Annotated in this window: 23 protein-coding genes; 20 read left to right on the top strand and 3 right to left on the bottom strand. The window is 60.2% G+C overall.

From position 1 onward, the window contains the following. The 4 genes from EYQ35_11785 to EYQ35_11800 form a co-directional block, all read left to right on the top strand. Positions 1–795: DUF4215 domain-containing protein (locus EYQ35_11785; protein ID HIF64815.1), on the top strand; the 795-nt coding region annotated here is incomplete at its 5' end. A 306-nt stretch (positions 796–1101) separates the two neighbouring features. Next, the gene (locus EYQ35_11790) at positions 1102–1524 is read left to right on the top strand and encodes a hypothetical protein (protein ID HIF64816.1); all 423 of its coding nucleotides are present in this window, start codon (positions 1102–1104) and stop codon (positions 1522–1524) included. Beyond that, positions 1525–2358, top strand: coding sequence for an SDR family oxidoreductase (locus tag EYQ35_11795; protein HIF64817.1), 834 nt, complete (start codon positions 1525–1527; stop codon positions 2356–2358). 11 nt (positions 2359–2369) lie between these two features. Continuing rightward, entirely contained in the window at positions 2370–3482 is a 1113-nt protein-coding gene (locus EYQ35_11800) for a right-handed parallel beta-helix repeat-containing protein (GenBank protein ID HIF64818.1), read from the top strand. A gap of 23 nt (positions 3483–3505) precedes the next feature. Here the strand turns inward: EYQ35_11800 and EYQ35_11805 are convergent, their stop codons facing one another. Further along, complete coding sequence (locus tag EYQ35_11805; GenBank protein ID HIF64819.1) at positions 3506–5503, bottom strand: protein meaA; 1998 nt, start codon at positions 5501–5503, stop codon at positions 3506–3508. 108 nt (positions 5504–5611) lie between these two features. On the opposite strand from EYQ35_11805, the gene EYQ35_11810 reads away from it, so the two are divergent. The 6 genes from EYQ35_11810 to EYQ35_11835 all read left to right on the top strand — a co-directional run bounded on the left by EYQ35_11810 (position 5612) and on the right by EYQ35_11835 (position 12476). Continuing rightward, positions 5612–6517, top strand: coding sequence for a hypothetical protein (locus tag EYQ35_11810; GenBank protein ID HIF64820.1), 906 nt, complete (start codon positions 5612–5614; stop codon positions 6515–6517). Between the two features lie 190 nt (positions 6518–6707). Beyond that, the gene (locus EYQ35_11815) at positions 6708–8582 is read left to right on the top strand and encodes a 2-oxoacid:acceptor oxidoreductase subunit alpha (GenBank protein ID HIF64821.1); all 1875 of its coding nucleotides are present in this window, start codon (positions 6708–6710) and stop codon (positions 8580–8582) included. Then, the gene (locus EYQ35_11820) at positions 8579–9592 is read left to right on the top strand and encodes a 2-oxoacid:ferredoxin oxidoreductase subunit beta (protein ID HIF64822.1); all 1014 of its coding nucleotides are present in this window, start codon (positions 8579–8581) and stop codon (positions 9590–9592) included. Before EYQ35_11815 ends, EYQ35_11820 begins: the two co-directional genes overlap by 4 nt. A gap of 66 nt (positions 9593–9658) precedes the next feature. Further along, positions 9659–10204, top strand: coding sequence for a CBS domain-containing protein (locus EYQ35_11825; protein HIF64823.1), 546 nt, complete (start codon positions 9659–9661; stop codon positions 10202–10204). A gap of 150 nt (positions 10205–10354) precedes the next feature. Beyond that, on the top strand, positions 10355–11731 hold the full coding sequence (locus EYQ35_11830) for a response regulator (protein HIF64824.1): 1377 nt from the start codon (positions 10355–10357) through the stop codon (positions 11729–11731). Next, positions 11724–12476, top strand: a complete 753-nt coding sequence (locus tag EYQ35_11835; GenBank protein HIF64825.1) for a hypothetical protein — start codon at positions 11724–11726, stop codon at positions 12474–12476. Before EYQ35_11830 ends, EYQ35_11835 begins: the two co-directional genes overlap by 8 nt. Before the next feature lie 50 nt (positions 12477–12526). On the opposite strand, the gene EYQ35_11840 is transcribed toward EYQ35_11835, so the two are convergent. Continuing rightward, positions 12527–13612 carry a hypothetical protein gene (locus EYQ35_11840; GenBank protein HIF64826.1) on the bottom strand — a complete coding sequence of 362 codons (1086 nt, stop codon included), beginning with the start codon at positions 13610–13612 and terminating at the stop codon, positions 12527–12529. A 265-nt stretch (positions 13613–13877) separates the two neighbouring features. On the opposite strand from EYQ35_11840, the gene EYQ35_11845 reads away from it, so the two are divergent. Next, positions 13878–14303 (top strand): response regulator, encoded by a 426-nt coding sequence (locus tag EYQ35_11845; GenBank protein ID HIF64827.1) that lies wholly within the window; start codon positions 13878–13880, stop codon positions 14301–14303. Positions 14304–14353: 50 nt separating this feature from the next. On the opposite strand, the gene EYQ35_11850 is transcribed toward EYQ35_11845, so the two are convergent. Next, complete coding sequence (locus EYQ35_11850) at positions 14354–14734, bottom strand: SCP2 sterol-binding domain-containing protein (GenBank protein ID HIF64828.1); 381 nt, start codon at positions 14732–14734, stop codon at positions 14354–14356. A gap of 77 nt (positions 14735–14811) precedes the next feature. On the opposite strand from EYQ35_11850, the gene EYQ35_11855 reads away from it, so the two are divergent. The 9 genes from EYQ35_11855 to EYQ35_11895 all read left to right on the top strand — a co-directional run bounded on the left by EYQ35_11855 (position 14812) and on the right by EYQ35_11895 (position 26035). After that, a complete protein-coding gene (locus EYQ35_11855) occupies positions 14812–16452 on the top strand; it encodes a glycosyltransferase family 39 protein (protein HIF64829.1) in 1641 nt (546 codons plus the stop codon). A 38-nt stretch (positions 16453–16490) separates the two neighbouring features. Further along, positions 16491–17003 carry a hypothetical protein gene (locus EYQ35_11860; GenBank protein HIF64830.1) on the top strand — a complete coding sequence of 171 codons (513 nt, stop codon included), beginning with the start codon at positions 16491–16493 and terminating at the stop codon, positions 17001–17003. Between the two features lie 196 nt (positions 17004–17199). Beyond that, entirely contained in the window at positions 17200–18513 is a 1314-nt protein-coding gene (locus EYQ35_11865; GenBank protein ID HIF64831.1) for a hypothetical protein, read from the top strand. Between the two features lie 13 nt (positions 18514–18526). Beyond that, positions 18527–21193, top strand: coding sequence for a hypothetical protein (locus EYQ35_11870; protein ID HIF64832.1), 2667 nt, complete (start codon positions 18527–18529; stop codon positions 21191–21193). Positions 21194–21295: 102 nt separating this feature from the next. Further along, on the top strand, positions 21296–22237 hold the full coding sequence (locus tag EYQ35_11875; protein ID HIF64833.1) for an ABC transporter ATP-binding protein: 942 nt from the start codon (positions 21296–21298) through the stop codon (positions 22235–22237). Further along, on the top strand, positions 22234–22980 hold the full coding sequence (locus EYQ35_11880) for a hypothetical protein (protein ID HIF64834.1): 747 nt from the start codon (positions 22234–22236) through the stop codon (positions 22978–22980). Before EYQ35_11875 ends, EYQ35_11880 begins: the two co-directional genes overlap by 4 nt. Further along, the gene (locus EYQ35_11885) at positions 22980–24341 is read left to right on the top strand and encodes a hypothetical protein (protein ID HIF64835.1); all 1362 of its coding nucleotides are present in this window, start codon (positions 22980–22982) and stop codon (positions 24339–24341) included. Before EYQ35_11880 ends, EYQ35_11885 begins: the two co-directional genes overlap by 1 nt. Beyond that, positions 24338–24904, top strand: a complete 567-nt coding sequence (locus EYQ35_11890; GenBank protein HIF64836.1) for a DUF4340 domain-containing protein — start codon at positions 24338–24340, stop codon at positions 24902–24904. Before EYQ35_11885 ends, EYQ35_11890 begins: the two co-directional genes overlap by 4 nt. Before the next feature lie 9 nt (positions 24905–24913). Continuing rightward, a complete protein-coding gene (locus EYQ35_11895) occupies positions 24914–26035 on the top strand; it encodes an acyl-CoA dehydrogenase (GenBank protein HIF64837.1) in 1122 nt (373 codons plus the stop codon). Positions 26036–26042: the final 7 nt, after the last annotated feature.

Below are 26042 nucleotides of genomic sequence, written 5' to 3' on the forward strand. Positions count from 1 at the left end.
AACGTGGATGACAGCGACGCCTGCTTGTCAACCTGCGTGCTGGCCAGCTGCGGCGATGGCATAGTGCAGGCCGGTGTAGAGGCCTGTGACGACGGCAATACTGACGATAGCGACGCCTGCCTGTCTACATGCGTACTAGCCAGTTGCGGCGATGGAATGTTGCAGGCGAGTGCAGAAACCTGCGACGACGGGAATCTTGACAACAGTGATGGCTGTTCGAATGCATGCCTTCCCCAGCGCTTCTGCGGTGATGGCAGCAATGACAGGCGCTTGACGGCTTCGGACGCACTGATGTTATTGCGCCGGGCTGTCGGGCAGAATCTCGTCTGCCCCGACTACGTGTGCGATGTAGACGGTAGTGGCGCGATCACGGCAACCGATGCGTTGATGGTTCTTCGAAAGGCCGTGGGTAGCGAGGTTTCGCTTAATTGCGGACCGGTGACTTCGGTGATGTTCCGGGTTGAATCGGGCGTGCCCATGGTCGATCTGGAACTGCTGGTAGAGTTCGACGCTACCGTCGGAGATTTTGTAGAAGAGGCCGGGGGCCTGCAGTGCAGGGCTATCGACGGCGCGGTGTCTGTTTCTGCGACCAGGCTGTCGCGGCAGGCGCTGAGAATCGAGCTCTTCTCTCCCGGCGCCGTGGTGGTGAGTCCGTCAAACACCGTGAGATGTGAGTTTGCGCCGGCTGTTTCTGAGCTGCGTGAATCTGACTTTGACCTGACGGTCACCGGTGCGAGTGACGCCAATAGTATCGGTGTCGTTCCCTTGCCCGCAGTCAGGGCGATACCCTGGTGAGTCGGCCGAAGATTCAGAATCCGTTTTCTTCTACGAGCCGACGATACCAGTAGGAGCTTTTCCTGGGCCCGCGGCGCTGGGTCTGTTAGGCGCAGTGAACCACCCCGTAACGACTTGTGGCCTCCAGGTTGCGCAGCCCCAGGTGAAGTCTTTCTAAAATTCCAGTGTCGCCATAGCGGGGATGCTAACACTTCGTCCCGGCGCAGCCCACGCGCCAGTACTGCCCGCATAACGGGTCTTGGGCATTGTATAACTCGTGGCTTCAACGTAGATTCGGCGAGCGAGGGGATTGCAAGGGGAATAGCAATGGGACGATTGACCGAAGAAGAAGTCGAAGACCTGCTGGCGGAAGCGGAGATCGCGGTGCTGTCGGTTGTAAATGACCAGGGGGCGCCCGAGGGCACGCCGGTCTGGTTTGAGTACCACGACAAGCGCATCCAGATAATGGTGGGCGCCAATTCGCACAAAGCGCGGTGCGCGAGGGCCAACCCTGCGGTTTCGGTCACCCTCGATACGCGGCAGGCGCCTTACCGGGGGATCTGCCTGCGCGGGACGGTGACCTTCGCCGAACCCGATAGCGAGCAAGCCCGGCGCATCGCGCGGCACTACCTGGGCGAAGAAATGGGAGACGCTTACGTCGAAGCCACGGCCGCGACCCTCGCAGAGCAGGTACTCCTCGACATCAACATAGACAGTAGCTTCAGCTGGGATTATTCGAAGGGGTTCTAAATGAAACTCGATCGACAGAGAGCTTTTATAACCGGTGCGGCTTCGGGGCTGGGTGCCGAAATAGCGCTTCTTTATGCGGCCAACGGTGCCAGGGTTTATGTCAGCGATATAAACGAGGACGCGGCTGCCTCTGTTGCCGCCCGTTGTTGTGAGCTGACCCCGGGCTCGGTATCGGGGCCTTGCGACGTGAGCGATTCGTCGTCTGTGAAAGCGGCCTTCGCGTCGTTGCTCACGGAACTCGGCGGTATCGATATCCTCGTTAATAACGCGGGCATTATTCACACCGATCCCGAGTACCTGGAGGCTAACGCGTCCGCGATGCAGGCGCAGATCGAAGAATCGATGCAGGGGGAGGGTATAAAAACCCACCTGCGCAGTATCGAGTTGCTCAGCGACGAGATGTTCGACCGCATGATGCGCATACACATGTACGGTACGTTTTACTGCTCCAGGGAAGCACTGCCGCTCATGCGCGAACAGGGCGGCGGTAGGATCATCAACATGGGGTCCCTGATGGGGGCGGCCTCGCTTACCGGAGCCCCCGACTACTGTGCCGCCAAGGGGGCCATCATGTCTTTTACCCGTGCGACGGCCAGGGAAGCCGCCAGCTACGGTGTTCGCGCCAACGCCATAGCACCGGGCTTCATAAAAACACCGCTGTTGGACCCGGTAGATAAAACGAGCCTGGACATGATTGCCATGCAGACGCCGATGCAGCGACTCGGCACGGCTTCCGAGGTAGCGACCACTGCACTGTTCCTGGCGAGCGATGACTCTTCGTTCTTTACCGGGCAGGTGCTGGCTCCCAATGGCGGCATCTACATGTCGCAGTAGACTGAGCGGCGGTGAGAATCTCCCCCGCTGTTGCAGCGTGGGCCATGGCGGTGCGTAGAAACCCAGCGCTGGTGGTTCTTGCGTGTACGATGCTCTTGTCCGCTTGCTGGGCGGTCGCCCCGCGTAGCGAGCCACGGCTGATAGTTGTTAACTCGTCGGCGGATTCGGGTAACGGCACGCTCAGGTACGCTATCGAGAGCGCCAACGCTTCTTCGCAACGCTCGATTATAGACATCAGGCTCGCGCCTTCCGATTCAATCAAGCCCGTGACCGAGCTGCCCGCCATCGAAGCCAGCGGCCTGGCGATTCACGGTCACGGAGCCTGGCTGGTGGGTGGCGCCTGCGGGCGTTCGCGTGGCCGCCGAGGCTGCGACGGGCTGGTCATCAAGGGACCGTCGGTGCAAGTACAAGAGCTCAACGCTCGCGGTTTCATGTTCGATGGAATCGCGGTGATCGGCGCATCGGCGAACGGGGTGGTACTGAGCGACTGCCACTGTCGCGACAACCTCGACGACGGTATCGGCATAACCGCTGGCGCGAGCGGGGTGCTCGTGGAGGGCTGCCTGCTCGAGGGCAACGGTTTTCGCAGCAAGGGTAAGGGCGTACTCGTGTTCGACGGTTCTTCGGCTGTACTGCGCGGCAATACGATCAGGCAGAACCGCGATGGCGTTACCGTCAGCCGGCGCTCGAGCGTTCGCCTGCTGGACAACCGCATAAGTGCCAACTTCGACAAGGGCTTGGGGGTGTCGGCGGCCTCGCTGACCGGATCGGGTAATTTGATCACCGTCAACGGGCTTGATGATCCAGCAATGAGCGCACTCTCGCGCGACGCGGGTGGCACGAGCCGGCCGCCCAACGGCGACGGTTTGCGGGTCGGACTGGGCTCACGGGTTGAACTCGCCAACACTGTCATAAGCGGTAACGCGGACGCCGGCGTTGTGGTCAACGATGATTCGCTGCTGAGGCTCAGCGGTGGGCGCGTCACCGACAACGGTAGCAGGGGGGTGGTGCTGCACGACCGCGCGTCGGTCGAACTCCGCGGGGTCGAAGTCAGGGGACACGGCGCGGGTGATCTGTTGGTCGCTGAGGGCGCAACGCTCACGCGGCAGGAAAGCGCCGAGTAACATAAAGCTGGTGCCTTCGTGGCTCAGCCGCGCTTGTTGCTCACCAGTTCTACGATGTCGTTCATGATGCTGGTCAGTTCAAAGTCCCGTGGGGTGTATACCCCTGCGACGCCCAGGGCCTTGAGTTGGTCGGCGTCCGCGTCGGGAATGATTCCGCCCACGACCAGGGTCACGTCTTCAAGCTCGAGCTTCTTCATCTTGTCTACGAGGTCGGGGACCAGCGTCATGTGTGATCCCGAAAGGATGCTCAAGCCGATCGCGTCCACGTCTTCTTCCTGGGCAGTGGCCACGATTTCGTCACTGGTCAGGCGGATGCCGTGATATATGACCTCCATGCCGCAATCGCGGGCGCGCACGGCGATCTGTTCCGCCCCGTTGCTGTGACCGTCGAGTCCCGGTTTGCCAACCAGCAGCCTCAGCGTGTGGCCGAGGCGTTCGCCGAGCGCCTTCACCTTTTCGCGTACCGCAACCACCGCGTCGCTGTCAGCCGCCGACTGGCCGCCCACGCCGGTGGGAGCGCGGTATTCACCGAACACGTCGCGCAGCACCTGTGACCACTCTCCGGTAGTCAGCCCGGCCGAAGCCGCAGCTATTGAGCTCTCCATGATGTTGCTACCGCTTGTGGCCGAATCACGGAGGGCCTGCAGGGCCGGCGCGATATCGTCTTTGTTGCGTTTTGCCCTGAAGGCTTCAAGGCGTTCGATCTGCTCGCGCTCGGCCGAAACATCGACCTTGAGGATGGCGTTGTCCATGTCCGAGGTAAGCGGCGAAGGCTCACTCTCGGCCCAGCGATTGACTCCCACAACGCACTGTTCGCCTGCTTCGATGCGGCGCAATCGCCGCGCGTTGGAATCCACCAGGCGCTGCTTCATGTAGCCAGCTTCGACGGCCTCGACCGCGCCGGCCATCTCGTCAATACGCTCGAGCTCCTCGTAGGCTTCTGCGATCAGGCTGTCCACCTTGGCCTGCACCACCGGCGATTCGTCGAGGATGTCGGCGTACTCAAGCAGGTCGGTTTCGTAGGCCATTATCTGTTGCGTTCTCAGCGCCCACTGTTGGTCCCAAGGCCGGGGCAGGCCCAGGGCCTCGTTCCAGGCCGGGAGCTGCACGGCTCTCGCGCGGGCTTTTTTGGACAACACCACCCCGAGCATCTCCAGCGCTATACGGATGGCGTTGTTCTCGGGTTGCTGTTCGGTGAGGCCCAACGAGTTGACCTGCACGCCGTAACGGAAACGCCTGAGCTTGGGGTCTTCCACGCCGTAGCGTTCGCGTCCTAGCTTGTCCCAGGTCTCGACAAACGCGCGCATCTTGCAGGTTTCTTCTATGAAACGGATACTGGCGTTCACGAAAAAAGAGATCCGGCCGAAGACCCGTACCATGGTCTCGCTGTCCATTCCGGGTCGTTTTTTGACCTCGTCGAGTACGGCTATGGCGTTGGCCAAGGTGAAAGCGAGTTCCTCGGACGGCGTGGCCCCGGCTTCCTGCAGGTGGTAGCTGCAGATGTTGATCGGGTTCCACTTGGGAATATTGCTGACCGTGTACTCGATGATGTCGCCGGTGAGACGCATCGACTCGGTGGGAGGAAACACGTAGGTGCCCCGCGACAGGTACTCCTTGATGATGTCGTTCTGGATGGTCCCTTGCAGGCCGCCGGGGTCGACACCCTGGCGCTCGGCCACCGCGACGTACAGCGCCAGCAGCCAGGCAGCGGTGGCGTTGATGGTCATTGACGTGTTCATGCGGTCCAACGGTATGTCGTTGAACAAGGTTTCCATGTCGGCGATGCTGTCAACCGGCACGCCGACTTTGCCTACTTCTCCGCGCGCCAGGGGGTGATCGGAGTCGTAACCGGTCTGCGTGGGCAGATCGAAAGCTACGCTCAGGCCGGTCTGGCCCTTTTCCAGGTTGCCCCTGTAGAGCGCGTTCGAGGCCTCGGCCGAGCTGTGGCCAGAGTAGGTACGAAAAATCCACGGTCGGTCCTTTTCGACCTGCTTAGAGGCCGCTTTATCAGTAGATGCCATCGGTCAGGTTTAGCAGGCTACCGGCGTTTGCTCAACGGTGAGATAGCCTGCTACGCCCCCCACCCGGTGAGCTTGGGCGGGAGGGCGGCTGGGGTTACACTCGCGGGGGTGGGTAGAGTAATTGACATGGTCGCCTATGGCCTGTTGCGAGCGGTCTGGGCGCTGGGTGCCGCGCTGCCACTGGCGGTGACAAGGGGTGCCCTTGAGGGCCTCGGCAGCCTGGCCTCCAGGGTCGACGTCCGTCACAGGCGGGTCATCGACAGCAATCTGTGCCAGGCTTTTCCTTCCTGGGACGCCGCCAAGCGAAATAGTTGCTCCAGGGTCGTTTTTCGCAGCTGGGGACGCATGATGGCCGAACTTATGCATTCGCGTGCCTTGATGGCCAACGGGAGTATCCGCGGCGTCGAAAAGGCTGCCGCTGCGGTGGCTGAACTGGCCGCCGCTGGAAACGGGGTCTTGATACTCACCGCCCATAGCGCCAATTTTGAATTGATGGCCCGGGCTGTCGGTAACAGTGGCGTGGCCATGAGCGCCTTTTACCGGCCGATGCGGAACAGGCTGATAAACGATTTTCTGCTGGCCCAGCGATCAGCTGCCGGCGTGAGCTCGGTGGGCAGGGGCAGTGCCTTGCGCGAAATAGTGAGCGTTCTTGCTGCCGGCGGCGTGGTGGCGGCGCCCCTGGACCAGAACCAGGGCCTTGGGAGGGGGGTTTTCGTGGATTTTTTTGGTCGTCCGGCCTGTACGTCGACCATGCTGGCGAGGTTGTCGCTGGCAAGCTCGGCCCCCGTTCTGCCGGTGTTTGCCAGCTGGGACAGCGACGGCCTCGTGATTGATGTGAGGCCGGCAGTGCATCCGCCGCTGTCACCGGCGGACAGGCGACAGGCGGCTGTAGATCTTACGGGGAGCTATACCGAGCTCGTAGAGCAGCAGGTGCGCTCATGGCCCGAGCAGTGGAACTGGGCCCACCGCCGCTGGAAGACCCGTCCAGCGGCCGAATCGGCAGCCGCTGAATAACCTCAGCTTCAGCTCAGCGTAACCGGGCTGAAGCCGCTTCAGACAAATTAGATTTACTTGTGTAATCAGGGCGTAATCATTTGATCCGGTAATCCTGCTTCATTAGCTTGGAAGGACCGACCCTGCTGACCCTCTCGCGTGGGAAGCCAGCAGGTGCTGCGGCTAAATCTGATGATAGAGAGGCAGTTAAATGGCTGAAGTCCCCTCGGAGACTACTGTGCGAGAAAAGCCCGTAGAGCAGGTCGATACGGTCGTGATTCGCTTTGCCGGAGACTCCGGCGATGGCATGCAGCTGACGGGCACGCAGTTTACCAACGAGTCGGCCATAGCGGGTAACGATATCGCCACCCTGCCTGACTATCCGGCCGAGATCAGGGCACCCGCCGGCACGCTCGCGGGTGTGAGTGGCTTCCAGGTCAATTTTTCCGAGGGCCGGGTCTTTACCCCCGGCGATCGCCCGGACGTGCTCGTGGTCATGAACCCCGCAGCTTTGAGTGTGAACATCGCCGACCTGAGGGACGGCGGCATACTGGTGGCCGACAGCGACGCGTTTACGCTCTCCAATATTCGTAAGGCAGGAATGGACGGGGACCCGCTCGCCGACGCGAGTCTCAACAAGAGGGTTCGCGTATTCGCGGTGCCGCTCACCCGTATGACCACGGACTCCATTGCCGACATGGGCCTGCCCAAAAAGACAATGGTTAGGTGCAAGAACTTCTTTGCACTGGGTCTTTGTTCCTGGATGTTCAATCGTCCGATTGAACAGACCCTTGCCTGGATAGGGATCAAGTTCGCGAAGTCACCAGCCCTCGTTGAGGCAAACACGCGGGTGTTCAAGGCGGGCTGGAACTTTGGCGAGACCACCGAGGTGTTTGTTCACACCTACGAGGTCAAACCGGCCAAGATCGAGCCGGGTACCTACACCAACATGACCGGGAACAGGGCCCTGGCGCTGGGGCTCATGGCGGCGGCATCGAAGGCGGGCAAGAGTATGTTCTTTGGCTCGTACCCCATCACTCCGGCCAGTGATATCCTCCACGAGCTGGCGGCACATAAGAACTTTGACGTCACCACCTTCCAGGCCGAAGACGAAATCGCGGCAGTGTGTTCGGCTATAGGCGCGTCTTTCGGGGGCGCCCTCGGGGTAACTGCGTCAAGCGGTCCCGGCATAGCGCTCAAGGGTGAGGCCATGGGCTTGGCGGTGATAACAGAATTGCCGTTGGTAATCGTCAACGTTCAGCGCGGAGGGCCAAGCACGGGCCTGCCGACCAAGACCGAGCAGGCCGACCTCATGCAGGCCTTGTACGGGCGTAACGGGGAGAGCCCCCTGGCCATCGTCGCGCCGGCGACCCCCGTGGAGTGCTTCAACATGGCCTTCGAGGCTGTTCACGTGGCGCTCAAGTACATGGTGCCGGTGATGATACTGTCGGACGGTTACCTGGCCAACGGCGCCCAGCCGTGGAAGATCCCGGACTACGACGAACTCCCCGACATCTCGGTCCGCTACTGGAAGGGAGACCTGGGTTTTCATCCCTACCTGCGCAACGAGGACACCTTATCGAGGCCCTGGGTGATACCGGGCACGCCGGGCTTTGAGCACCGCATCGGTGGCCTTGAGAAAGACTACAACTCGGGTGACATCAGTTACGACCCAGCTAACCACGAGCGCATGACGCGGGTGCGAGCAGAAAAGATTGAGCGTGTGAACGAGGACCTCAATCCGCTCTGTGTTGAGGGCAGCGAACTGGGCGAGTTGCTCATGGTGGGCTGGGGTTCTACCTACGGTGCCCTGGCCCAGGCGACCGAAGAGCTCAACGCTGAGGGTCTGGCCACCGGGCATCTTCACCTCAGGTGGCTCAACCCACTTCCCGTCGAAGAGCTGAAACGGATTTTTGCGAGATACAAGACCATAGTGGTCCCCGAGCTGAACATGGGCCAGTTAGTGCGAATTCTCAGGGAACGGCTCCTGGTTGACGCCATACCGGTGTCGCGGGTACAGGGGCAACCGTTCAAGGTAGGCGAACTCAAGGCGAGGGTGAAAGCCATAGTGGAGGAAGGTCGATGAGTGGCGAGCAGGCAAAACTGAATCGCAAGGATTTCGTCAGCGATCAGGATGTTCGTTGGTGTCCGGGTTGTGGCGACTACGCGATACTCGCGCAGGTGCAGCGGGTGATGCCCGAGCTGAACATACCGCGCGAAAACATAGTGTTCGTTTCGGGCATAGGCTGTTCCAGCCGCTTCCCTTACTACATGAACACCTACGGCTTCCACAGCATTCACGGTCGGGCCACGGCCATTGCTTCGGGACTCAAGCTGGCCAGGCCGGAACTGTCGGTGTGGGTGGTTACGGGTGACGGCGATGGCCTGAGCATCGGCGGCAATCATCTCATCCACCTCCTGCGGCGTAACCTGGATATCAACGTACTGCTGTTCAATAACGAGATTTATGGTCTCACCAAGGGGCAGTACTCTCCCACGTCGAGGATGGGCCAGATTACCAAGTCGAGCCCGCTGGGTGTGGCCGATCATCCTTTTGATACGGTTTCGTTGGCGCTAGGGGCCGACGCGACCTTTGTCGCGCGCACTGTTGATACCGAGACCCAGCATCTCCAGTCGATGCTTACCCGGGCCGTTGAGCACAAGGGGACCTCGTTTATTGAGATCCTGCAGAACTGTCCTATCTTTAACGATGGAGCCTTTGAGGAGGTCTCGGGCAAAGGTTCTCGTATTCAGAACCAGTTGGTTCTCGAGCACGGGCAGCCGCTGCTTTTTGGTCCCGAGGATGCCCGTATGGGTGTGGCCCTGGGCAAGGACATGTCTCCGCAGGTCGTGAATATGGAGTCGACGCCAGAGGAACAGGTGCTTTTGCACGATGAAACCAACGAAGCCCTCGGGTTTTTTCTAAGTCGCCTGGAGCGGCCCGAATTCCCCGTGCCGTTGGGTGTTATACGAGCCATGGACAGGCCGATTTACGAGAAGGAAGTCGCGGCACAGGCTAAACGCGCACTCAGTGAGATGGGGCAGCCCGACTTCAACAAGCTGTTCTGTGGCGGGGACACTTGGACAGTCGAATAGGGCGCTTGTAAGCTCATCGGCCAGGCCCTGGGGCAACCCTGGGAGCGGAAACGGGAGAAGACAGAGATGGAAGAGATCGAAGGAGTTGAAGAATTCATCGACGAGAGCATAGAAGAACTCAAGGGGGTAAGGGGCGATGGCGTGCTCGACGAAGACGCGCTGCGCGAGCCCGTGAGTACGCTCGAACCGCGTAAGCCGGTGGTGGTCGGTCCGCAAACACCGGCACTCGAGGCCGTGGCCGTGATGCGGGAGCAGGGAATGGGCTGCGTGCTGGTCGTCCGGTCTAATCGCTTAAAGGGAATTTTCACAGAGAGGGACGTCCTGAACAACCTGGTCGGGATGGGCACGGAGGTGGCCAAGACCCCGGTGCGCAAGTTGATGACGGGTAACCCCGAGACTCTCAGGCCCAGTGATTCAATTGCCTACGCTTTGAACAAGATGAGCCTCGGCGGCTATCGGCACATCCCGCTGGTCGACAACTCGGATGCGCCGGTGGGAGTCATTTCGGTCAAGGACATCGTCAACTACCTGGTCAAGCTGTTTCCCAAGAGCGTGATGAATCTGCCCACCCTGCCGCGAGGTAATTACGCCCGCGAAAGAGAAGGCGCCTGACACGGGGATGCGTGTTTCTGCCGGGTTTGCTGGTGACCACGCCTCTGGGCGTTGGCCTCGGCCACGCGCTTCGGCGCACAGGATATGGGCCCGGGGTCTTTCATACCGGGCATACTTGCGATAAACAGGATATAGCGGAGGTGTGGCGGAATGGCAGTGGATCAGCAAGGTAGTGTCATGTCGGAAGTCCTGGGCGGTGGCCTGGGCAAAGCCTTGGGTGAACTCAGCGTGGGCGACGCGCTTGAGTCGCTGAGGTTACAGGTCGACGGCCTGATCGATCAGCTCGCCGGTGCCGAAGCCGAAGCGCGGGTCTCGCCGCATGAGCGCGAGCGCCCGGAAACACCGAGGACAGCCCCTGAGACCGAGCATTCGCAAGAAACACCCGGTACGCGCAAGCAAGGCGATAGAGAGCAGGGCGGGCGGCAAGGCGGCCCTGCTGGTCTCGACCACGCTCACGGTCTCGAAACCGAAATCGAATCTCTCAGCGGCAAGGTAGAGTCGGCGACCGACATGCTGGCTTCCCTGACTGACTTGCTCGAAGCCCAGGCGGAGCGCTTGGAAACCCTGGAACTGCAGGTCGGTGATCCGGACTTCGATCGTCCCCTGTCGCGCGAACCCTCGGCTGTGGTTTTTCCTTCGGTTGATGCCCTCGCAGCTGAAGAGCCGTTGCCCGCTGAATCCCCGTTTTCTGCCGAAAGCCCGTTGCGAGAAGAAGCCCTGTTGGGGGAGGAGGAGCATCCCGTCGAAGCTGGTCAGTCGCTGCGGTCGGCTGCTTCTGTTTCCGGCGCCGCTGACCTGGCCGGGCGACTGGAGAGCATCGAGCTGAAGATCGTCCGCCTGAATAACAACCTGGCCTCGGTGCGTATCCGAGTCGACGATTTTGGTAGACTGTTGGGCAGTGGCCGCGCTGTTGGCCTTGGTGCTGGAGCGGATCCCGATGAGACAGCCTCCGGCCGGCTCGTCGCACCCGAAACGGAGGCAGCCGAGCCCGAACCGGCTGCCCGCCCTGATGAGACTGCCGACCAGGCAGAGAATTTTCCTGACCTGGACCAGCGGCTCATTGCTCAGCTGGCTGACCGGGAACTCGCGGTCATGGGGGGACGGGTACGCCAGCGCTCACGATCCCGGCGCAACGTGCTGGTGGTCGATTCGTCGGCCGACGCGCGCACGGTTCTCTCGATCTACCTTTCGCGGACCGGCTACCAGGTGGTGACGGCTTCGAGTGCGGAAGATTGCCTGTCCAAGCTCTGTTACCACGATGTCGACGCGGTGGTACTCGAGCCTGATATGCCCGGCGCGGACGGTGGTCACGTTTGTAGCATCATCAGGACCGACCCGGCCTTCAAGGCCTATAGCCGCGTGCCCATTATTCTTTACACCTCGAAACCCCAGAAGTTTGATCGTAACACCGCCGAACGGTGGCAGGCGAGTGACTACGTGGTCAAGGGTGGAGACATGCTACCACTGGTTTCGGCCTTGTTGCAGAGCTGTGAGGCAGCCGAAGCGCAGGACGACACCGATGCTTGAGTCGGCCGATGACGATCACTGGTTTAGCCCGGGCTGGCGTAGCCCGAGGTTGGGCGCAGGGGCGTGGCTGTGGGCCCTGGTGCTTGTCCTGGGCTTTCCGCTTGCGGTCAGCGCCCAGGGACTTCTGGTTCTCAACCCCATGCCACCCAGCTACGACCTGGGCGGGTTTTCTCTGAGCTCCCCTCCGGTCGACAACTGGAGAGAGACCCAATCTTCGCCGACTTCCTTCCAAGCTGTTTATGCCGAGCGTGCTTCGGATGTGGACATAAACCAGCGTTGCCACTTTCTCGCGGAGTCTCACAAGGTGCCCGAGTCTGATTACCAGGGTGACTCCGCTTCGGCCGCCACCGCGGCCTGGACCCAGCACACAGAGCTCAGGGGCGACGCGCTCGTGGCATTTACCCGGGTGCAGGTCCTCAAGGAGGCACCGGGTGTTTTTACTTTCACGCTGGTCGTGAAGCTCGGTGAAGAGAACGTACAGGAAACCTTCTTCATAATGCTCGCGCCCGATAAGTCTGAATACTTCGTCGCCAAGCTCACCACCAAGGAACCCCAGTTCCGCGAGGCCCCGTTCTACGCACCGCTGATGCTCTCCTTATCGACCCTGCGCTGGCGCGCTGAACAGGCCGAGGGCGGTTCCCCGTCCGCGGAAACAGTTGAAGACGCGGTGGATGGCGAATCGGGCGCTGACGGTGCTTTGCCGGGGGACGAGTCGGGCGCTGAAGCGCCCCCTGTCCAACCTTGACCAGCTGTTGATTCCAGACAACCGGGAGTTTTGCAGCGACCGGGCTTTGCTCAGGTGGCCACGGCCGTGTCGACTTCATCCTCGTCGATCCAACTCAGTGCCGCTTCGCGTCCGTCACGCATGAGCCGCTCGGGGCTGCCGGAACCAGGCAGCAGGTAGTCGAGCAGTCCCGGCCTCTCGCCGCTGTCGAAGCCGATTACGCTGACCTTGATGTTTCTTTCCGAGGCAGTATGCATTGCTTGCTCCAACTCCAGCGACTGAGAAACCGCGTCATCGACCCCGAGCAACAGTACCCTGTCTACACTGCTTGCCAGTAGGTGCCGGATCGCCCGCTCCCATGGCCAGGCCCCGCCGTTCTGCTCGGTGAGGCTCGCCGTGGCGACTCCCATGCTGCCCGGTTGGGCGCTGCCACCGGGCAGGGCCGAGTAGTGCTCACCGCAGAACATCTGTAACTCGACCAGTTGTTGATCGGTGTTTCCGTAGCCGAGAGAGTTCTCGACGAAGCCGACCAGCCTGCTGGTTTCCCGTCCTCTTGGCGCAAGGAGGCGGGCGTGTTCGAGCGCGGTATCGAAGAGGATGTGTTGGGCGCGAAGTTTTTCCCAGCCCCTGGCAAGTTCTTCGCCGCTGCCGTTTGCCAGCATCAATGCGTTTAGGGTGGAAGTGCCACCCGAGTAAACAACAGCAGGCGGACCGAACTTTTCGAGCAGGACTTCGGCAAGTCCAGCCTGGTACAGGGCCCTGCTGATGTCGCCGTGCATGATCCAGGCGAGGCAGGGCTGTTTTGCGGTGCTGGCAGGCTGTTCCTCGATCTCTATGTCCCCCGCATGGTTTCCGTTGTCGCTGGTCTCTACAGCTTTTGCTGGAGCGGGCACAATTTCCAGGTTTCGTGCCGCACCCTTGCTGTTGTCCAAAGGGGGCACGGCCTCGCCGACGAGCAGCGGCGCGGGAGCTTCGGGCTCTTGCGCGCCGGCATCGGTTTTAACCGTGGCGGCGATCGTGGGCTCGGGGATGTTTTGGCCGGCTTCCTGGACAGACCTGTTCTGGTCCCCGCCAGCAGGCGGAGGCGTGTGATCTTCGCCCGCCTCCTGGTCCGCGGTGCGAGGCAGTGCTTGCAGGGGACCGGCCTGCATCAACATCCATGGCATTAATCAAAGGGTAAGCCTGCGCGCGTGGAGCTGCAAGAATTGGCTCCAGGCCTCCACCCCGAACGGGGGGGGCACCGGCTGTAGTACAGCGCAAGGCACTAGCCTTAAAGGGGCTTGGCGGCGGGTCTGCGGTCGCGATTTCGGTAGCAGGGCGGGGCCATCAAGGGGTAAGCTTTTTGGAGGTCGTGTGGTAGCCGCACGCCACGGAGAGCCGCCCTTGAACACAGGATCGAGCAACCACGAAACCTCTTGTCCCCTGACGGATACCGTTGTCCTCGTTGACGATGAGCCGAATATCCGCGAGACGGTAGCCTTCATACTCGAAGCCGAGGGGTTACAGGTAGCCACGGCCTGCGACGGGATTGAGGGCCTCGATGTGGTTCACGAACAGAGGCCCAAGGTTGTGCTTCTCGACGTCATGATGCCCGGCATGGACGGTTACGAGCTGTGTCGCAGGATACGTTCAGACGCTGATCTTCGGGACGCCTACGTGTTGATACTTACCGCTCGCGGGCAGAAGGCTGACGAGCTGCGGGCCCTGGAAGCAGGCGCTGACCTGTACCTTTCGAAGCCATTCGACGACGAGGTCGTTCTCTCTATTATTCGCGACGTTTTCGCGGGTAGAATCAGGTCGCGTTGCCATAGCGCCCGCCTGATCGCACCCCTGCACCACGTGGCCTGACCGGGCGCGTTACGCAGGCAGATTGACCCTTGCCTGCCAGGGCCGGGTGTTCAGTCGAAACTCGAATCCGAGAACAGGGCGCCCATGGCGAGAGCCAGATCCTGGTCACCCTCAACGACGATTCTTTCGCTGGCTACCAAGAGCCTTCCGTCGTACTTGCCGTCAGCGACCGCGACCAGGTCTTCGGCCGAGAGGGTAACGATCACTTCAGCGCTGTCCGCACAGCCGGCTTCGACTTTTACGCTACCGCCACCGAGCTGCAACTTGTAGTCACCGCCGCTGTCGCCGGTCAGCTTGAGTTGCACGCAGCATTCGGGGACCCCGCTGGCAAGTTCGGTTTTGTTGAAGGATTCGAAGAGATCGACGAGTCGTTCGGGCGTCGAGGGCTGCTCAACAGCTTCTTCGGCATTCTTTTCAGTGGTTTCCGTCATGCGTTCTTTTAGACCGCAACGCGCGGCTGGGCAAACGGTTCTTGCCCGGCAACAGGGCGGGCGCTAGTATCGTTCCGATGGCTGGGCGGACAGCGGGAATGTTGCTGGCCTCGGCCGGGGCTTGCGTGCTGCTGTTTGCAGGGCTCGGTGATTACACGCTGTGGGATCCCGATGAGGCCAAGCATGCGCTCATCGCCCGTGAGATTTTCGAGTCGGGACAGTGGTGGGCACCCACCGTCAACGGGGCCCCGTACCATCACAAGCCCTCATTCTTCTACCTTCTCGTCGGCCTCGCTTACGGAGGGTTTGGTGTCAACGAGTTTGCAGCCCGGCTCGTACCGGCCTTGGCCTGCCTCGCCACTGTATTGTTTGTCTACCTGGAGGCTTCGCGACCCGCCAGTAGCCAGGAAGACAGCCGAACCGCTAATGGACTGCTGGCGACGGGCCTGCTGCTCGGCGTTCCTTTCTTCCCCTTCGTGGGCCGTTTCACCAATTTCGATTCAGTACTGACGTTATTTATCACCGTCACGGTTTTCAGGGTGGCTGCCTGGCTCGACGCCGAAGACGGCCGCCCTCTTCCCTGGGACACCTGGGTTTTTGCCGGGCTGGCGACTTTGACCAAGGGGCCCGTGGCGGTTTTGCTGTTAGTGTTGCCGCTGTTGTTGTTCCTTGTAAGCGGGCGCATCAAGCTCTCTCGGCTGAGGCCGGGCAGGGGAGTACTTATCTTCAGCCTGGTGGTCTGCGCCTGGCTGCTGCCCACGTTCCTGCTCAACCCCGACTACATCCGCGAGTTTGTCCTCGTTCACAATATCGGGCGCTACACGGGCGCCGGCGGAGTCTCGTTTCACGCTCAACCACTGTGGTTCTTTATTCCTGTTGGCATTGCCTGTCTCTTGCCCTGGTCGGCGTTGCTGCCGGCCGCGGTCGCAAGGGGCCTGGCCGGTCGCGATTCCTGTCGCTGGCTCGCCGTGTTCTGTTGCTGGGTACTGGTCTTCTTCTCGCTGTCTCATGGTAAGCTGGCGACGTACATCTTGCCCGCCTTCCCGGCGGCGGCGGTACTGGTAGCGCGCTGGTTGGAGGATAACGGTGAACGTCGAGCCGCCGGCTTCAACGGTTTGGCGCTGGCCGCTTCGGCAGTTCTCATGGTCGCGCTCGGACCCGCCTCTGCCTGGCTTTACTTCGAGGAAACCGGCGCCGTGTACCAGGGACCGGCGACCCTGTTGTTCTGGTTCGCCACCGCCGGGGGCCTGCTGGCCCTGTCTAGGTGGCGTCGGCTCTTCAGTGTCGGACGTATCAACGCTGTGCTGTGTAGCTCGATGTTTCTCGTCAGCCTGGGGTTCGCGTTGGCGCTGGGTCCCCGCGTGAGCCCGTTCACCAGCGATGCCGATCTCGCTGCCCTGGTCGCCGCCGAGGTCCCCGCGGAAATAGGACTGGCTTCCTGGGGCATAAGGCCCTGGTCTTTTCGCTTTTATGCGGATCGTCCTCTTTTCAGAAAGCCGCGGGCGGTTGATTACGAGGCGTTGATCGCGGGGCCCGAACCGCTTCTGCTTCTCAGCAAGGCCTCGGGTATGCGATCCATTGGCGGTGGTTCAGCCGGTGAGCTGCGAGCCTGGCGGAATAATTTTCGTCATACCCTTTACGCGAACCGAGCTGCCTGGTTTCTCTTGAACCGCGAAAAAACCTCACCTACGGCGATTTCTCCGAACCCGGGACGTTGAACTGTTGCCTTCGTTCGGGCGGTTGTTACCATGTAGCCATGAGAGTATTTTTGCGTGCGTCCGGCTTGTCCGTGTTCCTGGCTCTCGGTCTGACCTGCGCCCTGGCTTTGCCACCCGTCGCAACGGCCGATAGCGAAAGTTCCGCGGGCGCGGCTGAAAAGCTGGATTCTGCAGGGGCCAGCACACTGGCCGCCGATGAAGCCGTCAAGGCCTACCTCCTCGCCATGCAGGAGCATCGTTTCGGTGACGCATACGACTATGTCTCCTCCACCTTGAGGGCCGGTAAGGATCGAGATGCCTGGGCAAAAGAACAGAAGTACATAGTCGAGTTGGCCGAGGTTAAAATATTTGATTTCACGGTCTACCCGGCTCGTGTCACCGGCGACAAGGCCCGAGTACCTAATTTGCTGAAGTCTCAAGACAAATTTCTGAACCAGCTGGGCTTGGATGAGCACGAACTTTACGACCTCATCAAAGAAGAGGGGTCCTGGCGCATAGATCAGCAACTGCTCGTGCAGGGTGCTGACCGCCGCGAGTATTTTCCCGACTGAGGGTCAGGCCGCTCAATCTCACCCGGCTGCGCCGTCCAGACATGTGGCGGCTCGCGACTAAAACCGGCGTAAAAGCCAGTGTACTCCTTGACACTGCGGCCTCAGGCCGATAAATGGGCTTGTTCCCGACTACTGGTAGTCGACTCCTCAACGATACAGCTTCGTGCACCTACGCGTCTTTTGATAGGAGATTTTAATGCTGATTGATCACCCGTTATCCCGAGCCGTCTCCACCCAGACGGTTGCGTTTCGGGCAGCCTCCAAGAGGGCTGTTGTACTACCGGCTCTGCGCCTGTGCCTTTTTGTGGTGGCCGCGCTGGTCGCGGCCGGCTGCCATGGCTCTGAGGACTACGAGCCCTTGGGAACCCAGAAGATCTACGTTTCTGACAAGTTCTTCGATGTGGCGGTTCTCGATGAGAAAAACGTTTTTGTCGTGGGCTACGGCGGCAAGATCCTCTCGACCTCCAACGGGGGCTTGAGCTGGGACCTTGTTGATTCGGGCACCGACAGCGGCTTGTTCAGCATAAGTTTTTCCGACGACAAGAACGGTTGGGTCGTCGGGCAGGAGGGCATGATCCTTCGGACTGTGGACGGCGGTAAAAGCTGGACACGGCAGATCCCGGAGATATTTACCACCGCTGACTGCCGTGACCCTGAGTACCGTGAGAGTGTCTACGACGATTGCAGGTTGGAGAAAGACGCGGCGGCCGAGATCCTGCGCAGCCTTGGCAGCAAGAACCTTGATACTCCCGAGGTTGAAGAGGTACGCCTCACCCGCGAATGCCGACAGTTCGCTTCGGAAGAGTGCCCGCAGGCCTACCTCTTCTCGGTACAGGCGCTGGACGCGGACACAGCGGTCGCCATCGGTGACCGGTCGGTTTTTATGCGCACCGACGATGGGGGGGCCAACTGGAACGTTCAGACCCTCACTGCTTTGAACACCGACATCGACCCGAACTGGGCCATCGTGTTCGAGGATCCGGTTCTCTACGATGTCGAGTTTGTCGACAAACAAAACGGTTTTGTCGTGGGTGAGTTTGGTAAGATTTACCAAACGGACGATGGTGGTAAGACCTGGATGGAACGGCAGCAGAGCCTGATGGACGAAACTATTTTTGACATCATGGACTTGCCCACCTTGTTCGATGTTGAGATCGCCGCCGATGGCAAGAGCGGTGTAGTGGTCGGGCTGGACGGCCGCGTCGGAAGGACCACGGACGGGGGTACTACCTGGGGTTTCGAGCCCCACGGAGTCAAAGAATACGTGGATCCTTTCTATTCCGGCACCGTGCTGGAAGACGGCACCGTCTGGGCGGTAGGCTCCTCGGGCCAGGTAGTAAAGACCGACGACGAGGGGACGCTCGCGAAGGGAAGCTTTGGCACCGCGATCAACAGCTGGCTGCGCCGGATACGCTTTATTGACAACGAAAATGGCTGGGTGGTCGGCGGATTCGGCCTCATCATGAACACGACCGACGGCGGCAAGACCTGGTACCGCCGCATGGGCTAGGGGACTGACCTGAATGAGTCGCGAAAACAAGAAATCACTTTACCTGCTCGGCGAAATACTCATACGCTCTCGCGTTCCTGTGACCATCGCAGTCGTGTTGGTGACCGCTTTCTTCGGATGGCGTGCTACCAACCTTTCGATGATCACGAGTTTCGGTGACCTGCTTCCGCAGTCACACGAGTTCATCAAGGTTCATAACCGCTACTCGAAGAACTTCGGTGGCGCCAACAACATCATGATGATGTTCGAGAAAGAAGACTCGGACATTTTTAATGTTGAGAACCTCGGCCAGATTTACTTGATGACCGAGGAAGTGGACAAGATCTACGGGGTCAACCACAACCAGATCGACTCCATCGGCCATCGCACCACCCGTCACCTGGCGGTGGCCGCCGGCGGTACGATGCGATCTGAGCCGGTCATGATCGGCATGCCGCGCACCCCGGAAGAGGCGGTGGACATCAAGCGGATCGTCCACAACTCCGAAAACATATACGGCATACTTGTCTCGTTGGACGACCGGGCCGCGATTGTAAGGGCTAACTTCATCGAGGGGAGGCTCGATTACCGTCGTATCTTCGACGAGATGAACGAGCGCGTCATCCGTCCACACAAGGAGGGCTGGGTAGGCGCGCAGCTCGTAGACGTAGATCCTGACAGGGCCGCGGCTTACCACGTAGAGCCAGGTATCGGCGTCCTGGTGAAAAAGTTTTTTCCTGGGTCAGTGGCCGAAAGCTCGGGTCTCCAGCTGGGTGACGTAATTGTCTCGGTCAATGGCGACACGGCTCGCAATCGCTGGCAGATCGGTAACGCGGTTGCCGACGTTGAAGGTAAGGGCGTGCAGCTCGAGGTCCTGCGCGGAGAGGACGAAGTCTCAATCAACCTGGTAGGAGGGGGTTCTGACATCCAGGTATGGGTCGCAGGCGAACCACGGCTGTACGGCTGGGTCTACCACTACTCAAACGAAATATTCTGGATCTTCATCGCGGCGACGATTTTCGTATGGATCTTGCTCTACCTTTACTTTCACGATTGGAGGGGTGCGCTCCGGCCCACCATCACCGGTGTCCTGGCCGCGATCTGGGGGCTCGGTTTCATCGACATAATCGGCTTTGCCCTCGATCCATTAGCCTTGGTGATTCCGTTCTTTATTACCGCTCGAGCGGTGAGTCACAGCGTGCAGATGCACGACCGCTATTACGAAGAATTCCGGACTCACAACTTCAACAAGCACGAGGCCATTGTTGCCTCGTTTGCCGAGCTGTTCGTGCCCACGCTGTCGGGCATTATCACCGACGCACTGGGTGTGTTGGTCATCATCCTGGTGCCAATACTCATGCTGCAGAAACTGGCGATCACGGCATCCTTTTGGATCCTGGCGATTACCATCTCCGAACTGCTGCTCAACCCGATCATCTACGACATGCTCGCGGCGCCCGAAGAAGCCGTGGTCGAGAAGCGCAGCAGGGGCTCTTTCAAGCGCATGATTGAGAGCTTCGCCTCGGCCGTGCTGAGCAAGCGCGGAAAGGTGGTTACCCTGGTTTTCTGGGTGGCGTTGTCGCTGGTTTGCGCGACGCAGTGGACCAAGCTGGTCATCGGTGATCCGAGTTCGGCTTCGCCGTTGCTGCATCTCGACTCTCCCTACAACGCTTCTCACGGCAAGATCCAGGGCAAGTTCGGCGGCGTGGAGCCACTGATCGTAGTCGCTGAAGGCCACGATAAGAACGCCATGAAGGATCCGCAGGCGTTGCACACGATGGAGAAGTTCCAGCGCTTCCTCGAGCGTGACTCGGGTGTGGGCTACAGCTTTTCGCTCGCGGACATCATCCGCGCAGTTAACAGTGTCTTCCATGAACTCGAGCCCAAGTGGGGTGTGATTCCCAACAGCTGGGTCGATATCGGTGGGTTGTTCTTCATCTTCTTCTCGGGTTCACCCCCGACGGAGACCGCCAAGTACGTGGAAACGGACTACTCGACCGCGCACGTGACCTTCTTCTGCAGGGATCATAAGGGCGAGAACATCACGCGCATTATCCATCGCTGTAACGAGTTCATCGACGCCAACCCCATGAACAAGGCTGCTTTCAGGCTGGCGGGCGGTTTGATCGGTGTTCTTGCGGCAGCCAACCAGGAGTTGCTGACCAACGACGTGATGATGAACGCGCTGGGCTTCGGTACAATTTTTATCGTACTGTTGTTCACTTACCGTTCGTTCGTGTCGGGCATCATCATGTTGCTGCCGCTTATCGCGTCCAACTTTGTGATTAACGCTTACATGGGCGCAATGGGTATGGGCATCAACATCAATACCCTGCCCGTCGTTACGGTGGGCGTCGGTTTCGGCATCGACTATGGCTTGTATATTGTCAGCCGTACGATCGAGTCGTACTTCGAATTGGAAGACAAGTTTTCGGAGGCAGAAAACGACCAGCGAGTATGGGAAGCCGTGTATTTGGCGGTGACCACGGCCGGCAAGAACGTTACCTTCGTGTCGGCGACCATGGTCTTGTCGACCCTGTTCTGGACGGTTTCTAAGATCCGCTTCGACGCAGAGATGGGGCTTCTCCTTGCGATATGGATGACCATCAGCTGGGCGGCGTCGCTGACCCTGCTGCCGGTTGTCATGGCGGTGATGAAGCCCAAGTTCATCCAGCGGCGCCCGGTTATCGACGCGGGCTAACCCCCGCGGGCGCGGCGGGTTCACCCGCCGCTGGTCTTTTCATTGGCTCGGGCCCCATAATACTTCTCTCCCCGGTAGCCGGGGGAGGCTACAACAGCTCGAGTGATAAACGCCGACCACCTCAGTAAGAATTACGGGCCCGTTCGTGCCGTTGACGGTATTTCCTTCGATATTGAGGCGGGCGATATAGTTGGACTGCTCGGACCCAATGGTTCGGGCAAGACGACCATCATGCGCATGCTCACGGGCTTCTTTGCCCCTACCTCTGGCACTTGCAGTGTGGCGGGCGTTGACCTGGTGGATGACTCTCTTGGAGCGCGGCGTCACATCGGATACCTGCCTGAGAACATCGCGCTCTATCCCGATATGAACGTGCGCGGCTACCTCAACTTCGCGGCACGCACCCGCGACTACGGTGGCAACGTCAAGCAGCGCGTAGACGATGTCATGGAGGAGTGTGGCCTGGCCCACATGGCCCGACGCACCATTGGTAAGATGTCCAAGGGCTATCGCCAACGGGTGGGCATCGCCCAGGCCATCGTGCACGAACCCCAGGTGCTCATTCTCGATGAACCCACAGTGGGGCTCGATCCCCGCCAGATCGTCGAGATTCGATCCTTGATCAGGCAACTCGCTGGGCGATCGACGGTGCTGTTGTCCACCCACATCCTGCCCGAGGTCAGTGTAACCTGTCGGCGGGTTCTCATACTCGACGAGGGCCGCCTGGTAGCCGAGGACACGGCAGAGGGGCTCACAAAAAAGACGGTTGGCAAGCGGGAGGCAGTTCTCCGGCTGAGAGCCGATGCCGCGGAAGCTGCTCGGGTGCTGGGGGCCGTCGATGGTGTGGAGTCGGTTGAGCTCACAGCCACGGCGTCCGATGGTACGGTTTCCTTCCTGGTGGCAGCTGCGCAAGCTACCGATCTCGTGCCCGCGCTGGTACGCGAAGTCAGCGAGCGGGGCTGGCCCCTGTATGAAGCCACACCACGCGTGATGAGCCTCGAGGAACTGTTCGTCAAGATACTCGAAGACGGGGCGGGGAGTTGAGCAGGTTCACGGCACTGCTTCGCCGCGAGCTGCGCGGCTTCTTCGGCTCTCCGCTGGTGTACTTCGTAGCGGCAGTGTTTCTCGCGCTGTCTGGCTACTACTTCTACACCGACCTCAATGCCTTTATCACCTTCGGCTTCGGGGACAGCATCGTAGAGCACCTCTGGCAGCGCCTGTTCAACGACATAGTAAGGGTGGTGTTGACGGTCATCCCCTTGGTTACCATGCGGGTTTATGCCGAGGAGAAACACCTGGGCACTATCGAGCTGCTTTACACTTCGCCGCTGAGAGACGGAGAGATACTGGCCGCCAAGTACCTGGCATGCATGTGCGTGTTCCTGGTTTTACTGGGCTCAACGGTTCTGTACCCGGCTATGATCTACTACATACAGCCGTTCGACCTGTCGCAGCTCAAGGCGATCTATCTCGGCTTGTTCATGCTGGTTTCCATGATGGTGTTGATCGGTATTTTCGTTTCTTCGTTGACCCGGACCCAGCTCATTGCCGCCATGTTTACTTATGGCGCGGTATTGCTGTTGTGGAATCTCAGCTGGAACGAAGCCGCGTTGCCTACTGACCTGCTCGGTCTGATTTCACAGCTTTGCGCTTACGACCACTTTGAGCCTTTTGCCCGGGGCGTCGTAGAGCTTAAACACGTGGCGTACTTTGCCGCACTGTCGTTGCTGATGGTCTTCGGTACTCTGCGTTCGATGGAGTCGCGACAGTGGAGGGGGCGCCGCTGATGGGAGATCGGCTTCTTCGTTTAATCCAGCTGTTGCTGGCCACCGGCGGCGTGGTCGCATTGTTGGCGATGCTGGTAGTATTGAGCTACGTGCACCCGGCGCGGCTCGACCTCAGTCCGGGCGATCGTTACACCCTGTCGGACCACGGGCTGGCCGTTCTGCATGACATCGATCAGCCGCTGCACGTTACCGGCTTCATACGTACCGAAGATCCAAGGAACCCGTTGCTCAAGGACTTGCTGTGGCAAGCGTCGCACGAGAGCGCCTTCATCAGCTACGATCTGGTGGACGTAAACCGTAACCCGTCGCTCGCCCAGGAAAAGTCGGTATCTTCTTACGGTGCCGTGCTCGTGGAAAGCGCCGATCGTAGCCGCACCTTCAGCAACCCGACAGAAGACCAACTGGTATCGGCCATAGTGCAGGTCACGCGCCCGGCCAGGCGCGTGACCGTTATCAAGGGGCACGGTGAGTGCGACATCAGGGACACGGACCGGGACCACGGCTGCTCGCGCTTGAGAGCCGCCGTGTCGCTGGAGTTCTATGACGTCGAAGAACAGAGCCTGGCCGACGGAGGCGAAGTCCACCCCGACACGGCGGTGCTCATTATTGCTGGTCCGACGAGGGATTATATACAGCACGAGCTCAAAGCAGTGGCGCGTTTTCTTGACGCTGGTGGTCGGGCTCTCGTCCTGCTTGACCCGTTCAAGGCTCCTTCGTTGGTTGCCCTCCTGCGAAACTACGGCGTGGCCTACGGCGACGACGTGGTGGTTGATCAGCGCAACAGGCTGGCCGGGGGAGAAGCCTTGTCGGCCGTGGTTGATGACCTGAGCGATCAACACCTGGTAACTGCCACCCTTGACGCGCCGGTGTTGCTTTCGCGTACGCGCAGCGTCAACGGCCGTCGCGATGATGACCGTGGGCGTTACGTTGCAGTGCTGCTGAAATCGAGCCAGGCGAGTTGGGCGAGCTACGATCCCGCGGTCCTGGGTGCCACCTCGCCTTCCTTCGTGGCCGGGAGTGATCTGAATGGACCAATGTCGGTCTCGGTTGAAGTCAGCCAGCGCGCGGCAAGCGGCGACGGCACTACTCGTATCATTGCGGTTGGTGACTCGGATTTTGTTCAGAATCGATTCCTCGATTATCTCGCCAACAAGGACCTGTTGGTCAATTCGATAAACTGGCTGGCGAGACAGCGTGATCTCATTTCGTCGCGTCCCAAGCAGAAAACCATGGCCAAGGAGCAGTTTTTCATCAGCCAGGCCGAACTCTCCCGTATTTTTATCTGGGCCGCAGTCGGTCAACCACTGATTTTCTTTATCGCCGGCATAGGCCTGATCGTGTGGAGGCGCCTGGGGCCATGAAGTGGGGACGTATAGCCCTGTACTGGGCTCTTGCGGTTGGCATCGCCGTCTACCTGCAGTGGGGAGGCTCGACTTCACCGTTCGAACTGGAACCGCCGGCCACGGAGACCTCGGCACCTCTGCTCGAAGGTCCGGCGAACCGCATTGACCGTGTGGAAATTACAGCCGGCCGACAGCACCTGGTCTGCGAGAGGATCGAAAGCCGTTGGAAATTGATCGAGCCGAGGGGTCTCGCGGTATCCAACGACCTGATCGAGGCGACGCTCGAAACACTGACCTCGACACCTCCCATAGAATCTATTCCAGCCGACGACGTTGAACTCTCGGATTTCGGCCTTGATCCGCCGGCGCTGGCTTTCAGAGCCTGGGCGGGCGAACGTGATCTTGGCGAGCTGCTTTTCGGCGATCGCAATCCCACCCGGACGGCCGCCTATGCCGGACGCAAAGGGGACGCTAAGGTCTATGTTATCGGTCTCAGCTCGCGTTACTACACCGAGTTGTTGCTCGACGAAGTAGCGCTGCAGCTTGGTCCGACAGGGCAAAACAAGGGCTCGGGCCCTTAGGCGCAGAACTTGGATTTCGCTTTCAGCGAAGAGCAGCAGCTGCTGCGCTCTACGACCGAGTCATTTCTCGCCGCCGAAGCCCCCATCACCTACGCGCGTGATTTTTCCGAACAGGATGTTCCTCGATTGGACGAGGCGCTGTGGCAGAGCATGGTGGCCCTGGGTTGGACTGGTTTGACGGTGCCCGAAGAAAACGGTGGCGCCGGCCTGGGAGTGCTCGAGGCTGTAGTCCTTGCCGAAGAGATGGGTAGGGTGCTGCTGCCCGCCCCCTGGTTGTCCACCGTGGCGCTGGCTGTCCCCGTGCTGACGGCACTCGGTGGCGAGCGGGCCGATGAATTGCTGGCCGCTATCGCAGGAGGTGACGCTCGGGTGAGCCTGGCCATGCTCGAAAAATCGGGGAGCTGGAATCCCGCCGATCTTGAGATGGCGGCCGCTGCCAGCGAAGAGGGCTTCGTGCTGGAGGGGACTAAATACTTCGTGCCGGACGCCTGCTTTGCCACTCACCTGTTGGTCGTGGCCGCTGTTGACGATGGGCTCGGCGTGTTTGTAGTAGAAACCGGCCAGGCTGGCGTGGCGATGGAAACCATGGCCACGGTTGATGCTACTCGGCGCATGTCGCTTGTTGAGCTCAAGGACGTGCACCTGCCTGCCAGCTCGTTGCTGGGTAACAAGGCGCTGTCGGCTGCCGAGCTGGACAGCCCGATATCTTCGGCGGTCTGCGTACTCGCGGCCGAGATGTGCGGAGTGGCTTCGACGGCGCTCGATTTGACCCTCGATTACCTCGGTGTGCGAGAACAGTTTGGCAAGCGGCTGGGTAGTTTTCAGGCCCTTCAACATCGTTGTGCCGACATGAAGGTGTCGCTGGAGAACGCGCGTTCCTTGGTTTACTACGCCGCGTGGGCGGTCGATGAGGGGAGGGACGACTCGGCCCTCGCCGTCGCCATGGCCAAAGCCTGGTGCAGCGATGGCTGTTCGGAAATAGTGGCGGCAGCCATACAACTTCATGGCGGCATAGGGTTCACCTGGGAGCACGATCTTCAGTTGCTGTTCAGGCGCGTGAAGGGTTCCGAGGCCAGCTGGGGCGACGCGACCGTTCAAAGAGAGAAGGTGGCTTCCCTGCTGCAGCTCTGAGGCGAGC

It is taken from the genome of Candidatus Binatota bacterium, from assembly GCA_012960245.1.
Classification (GTDB): Bacteria; Desulfobacterota; Binatia; order UBA1149; family UBA1149; genus UBA1149.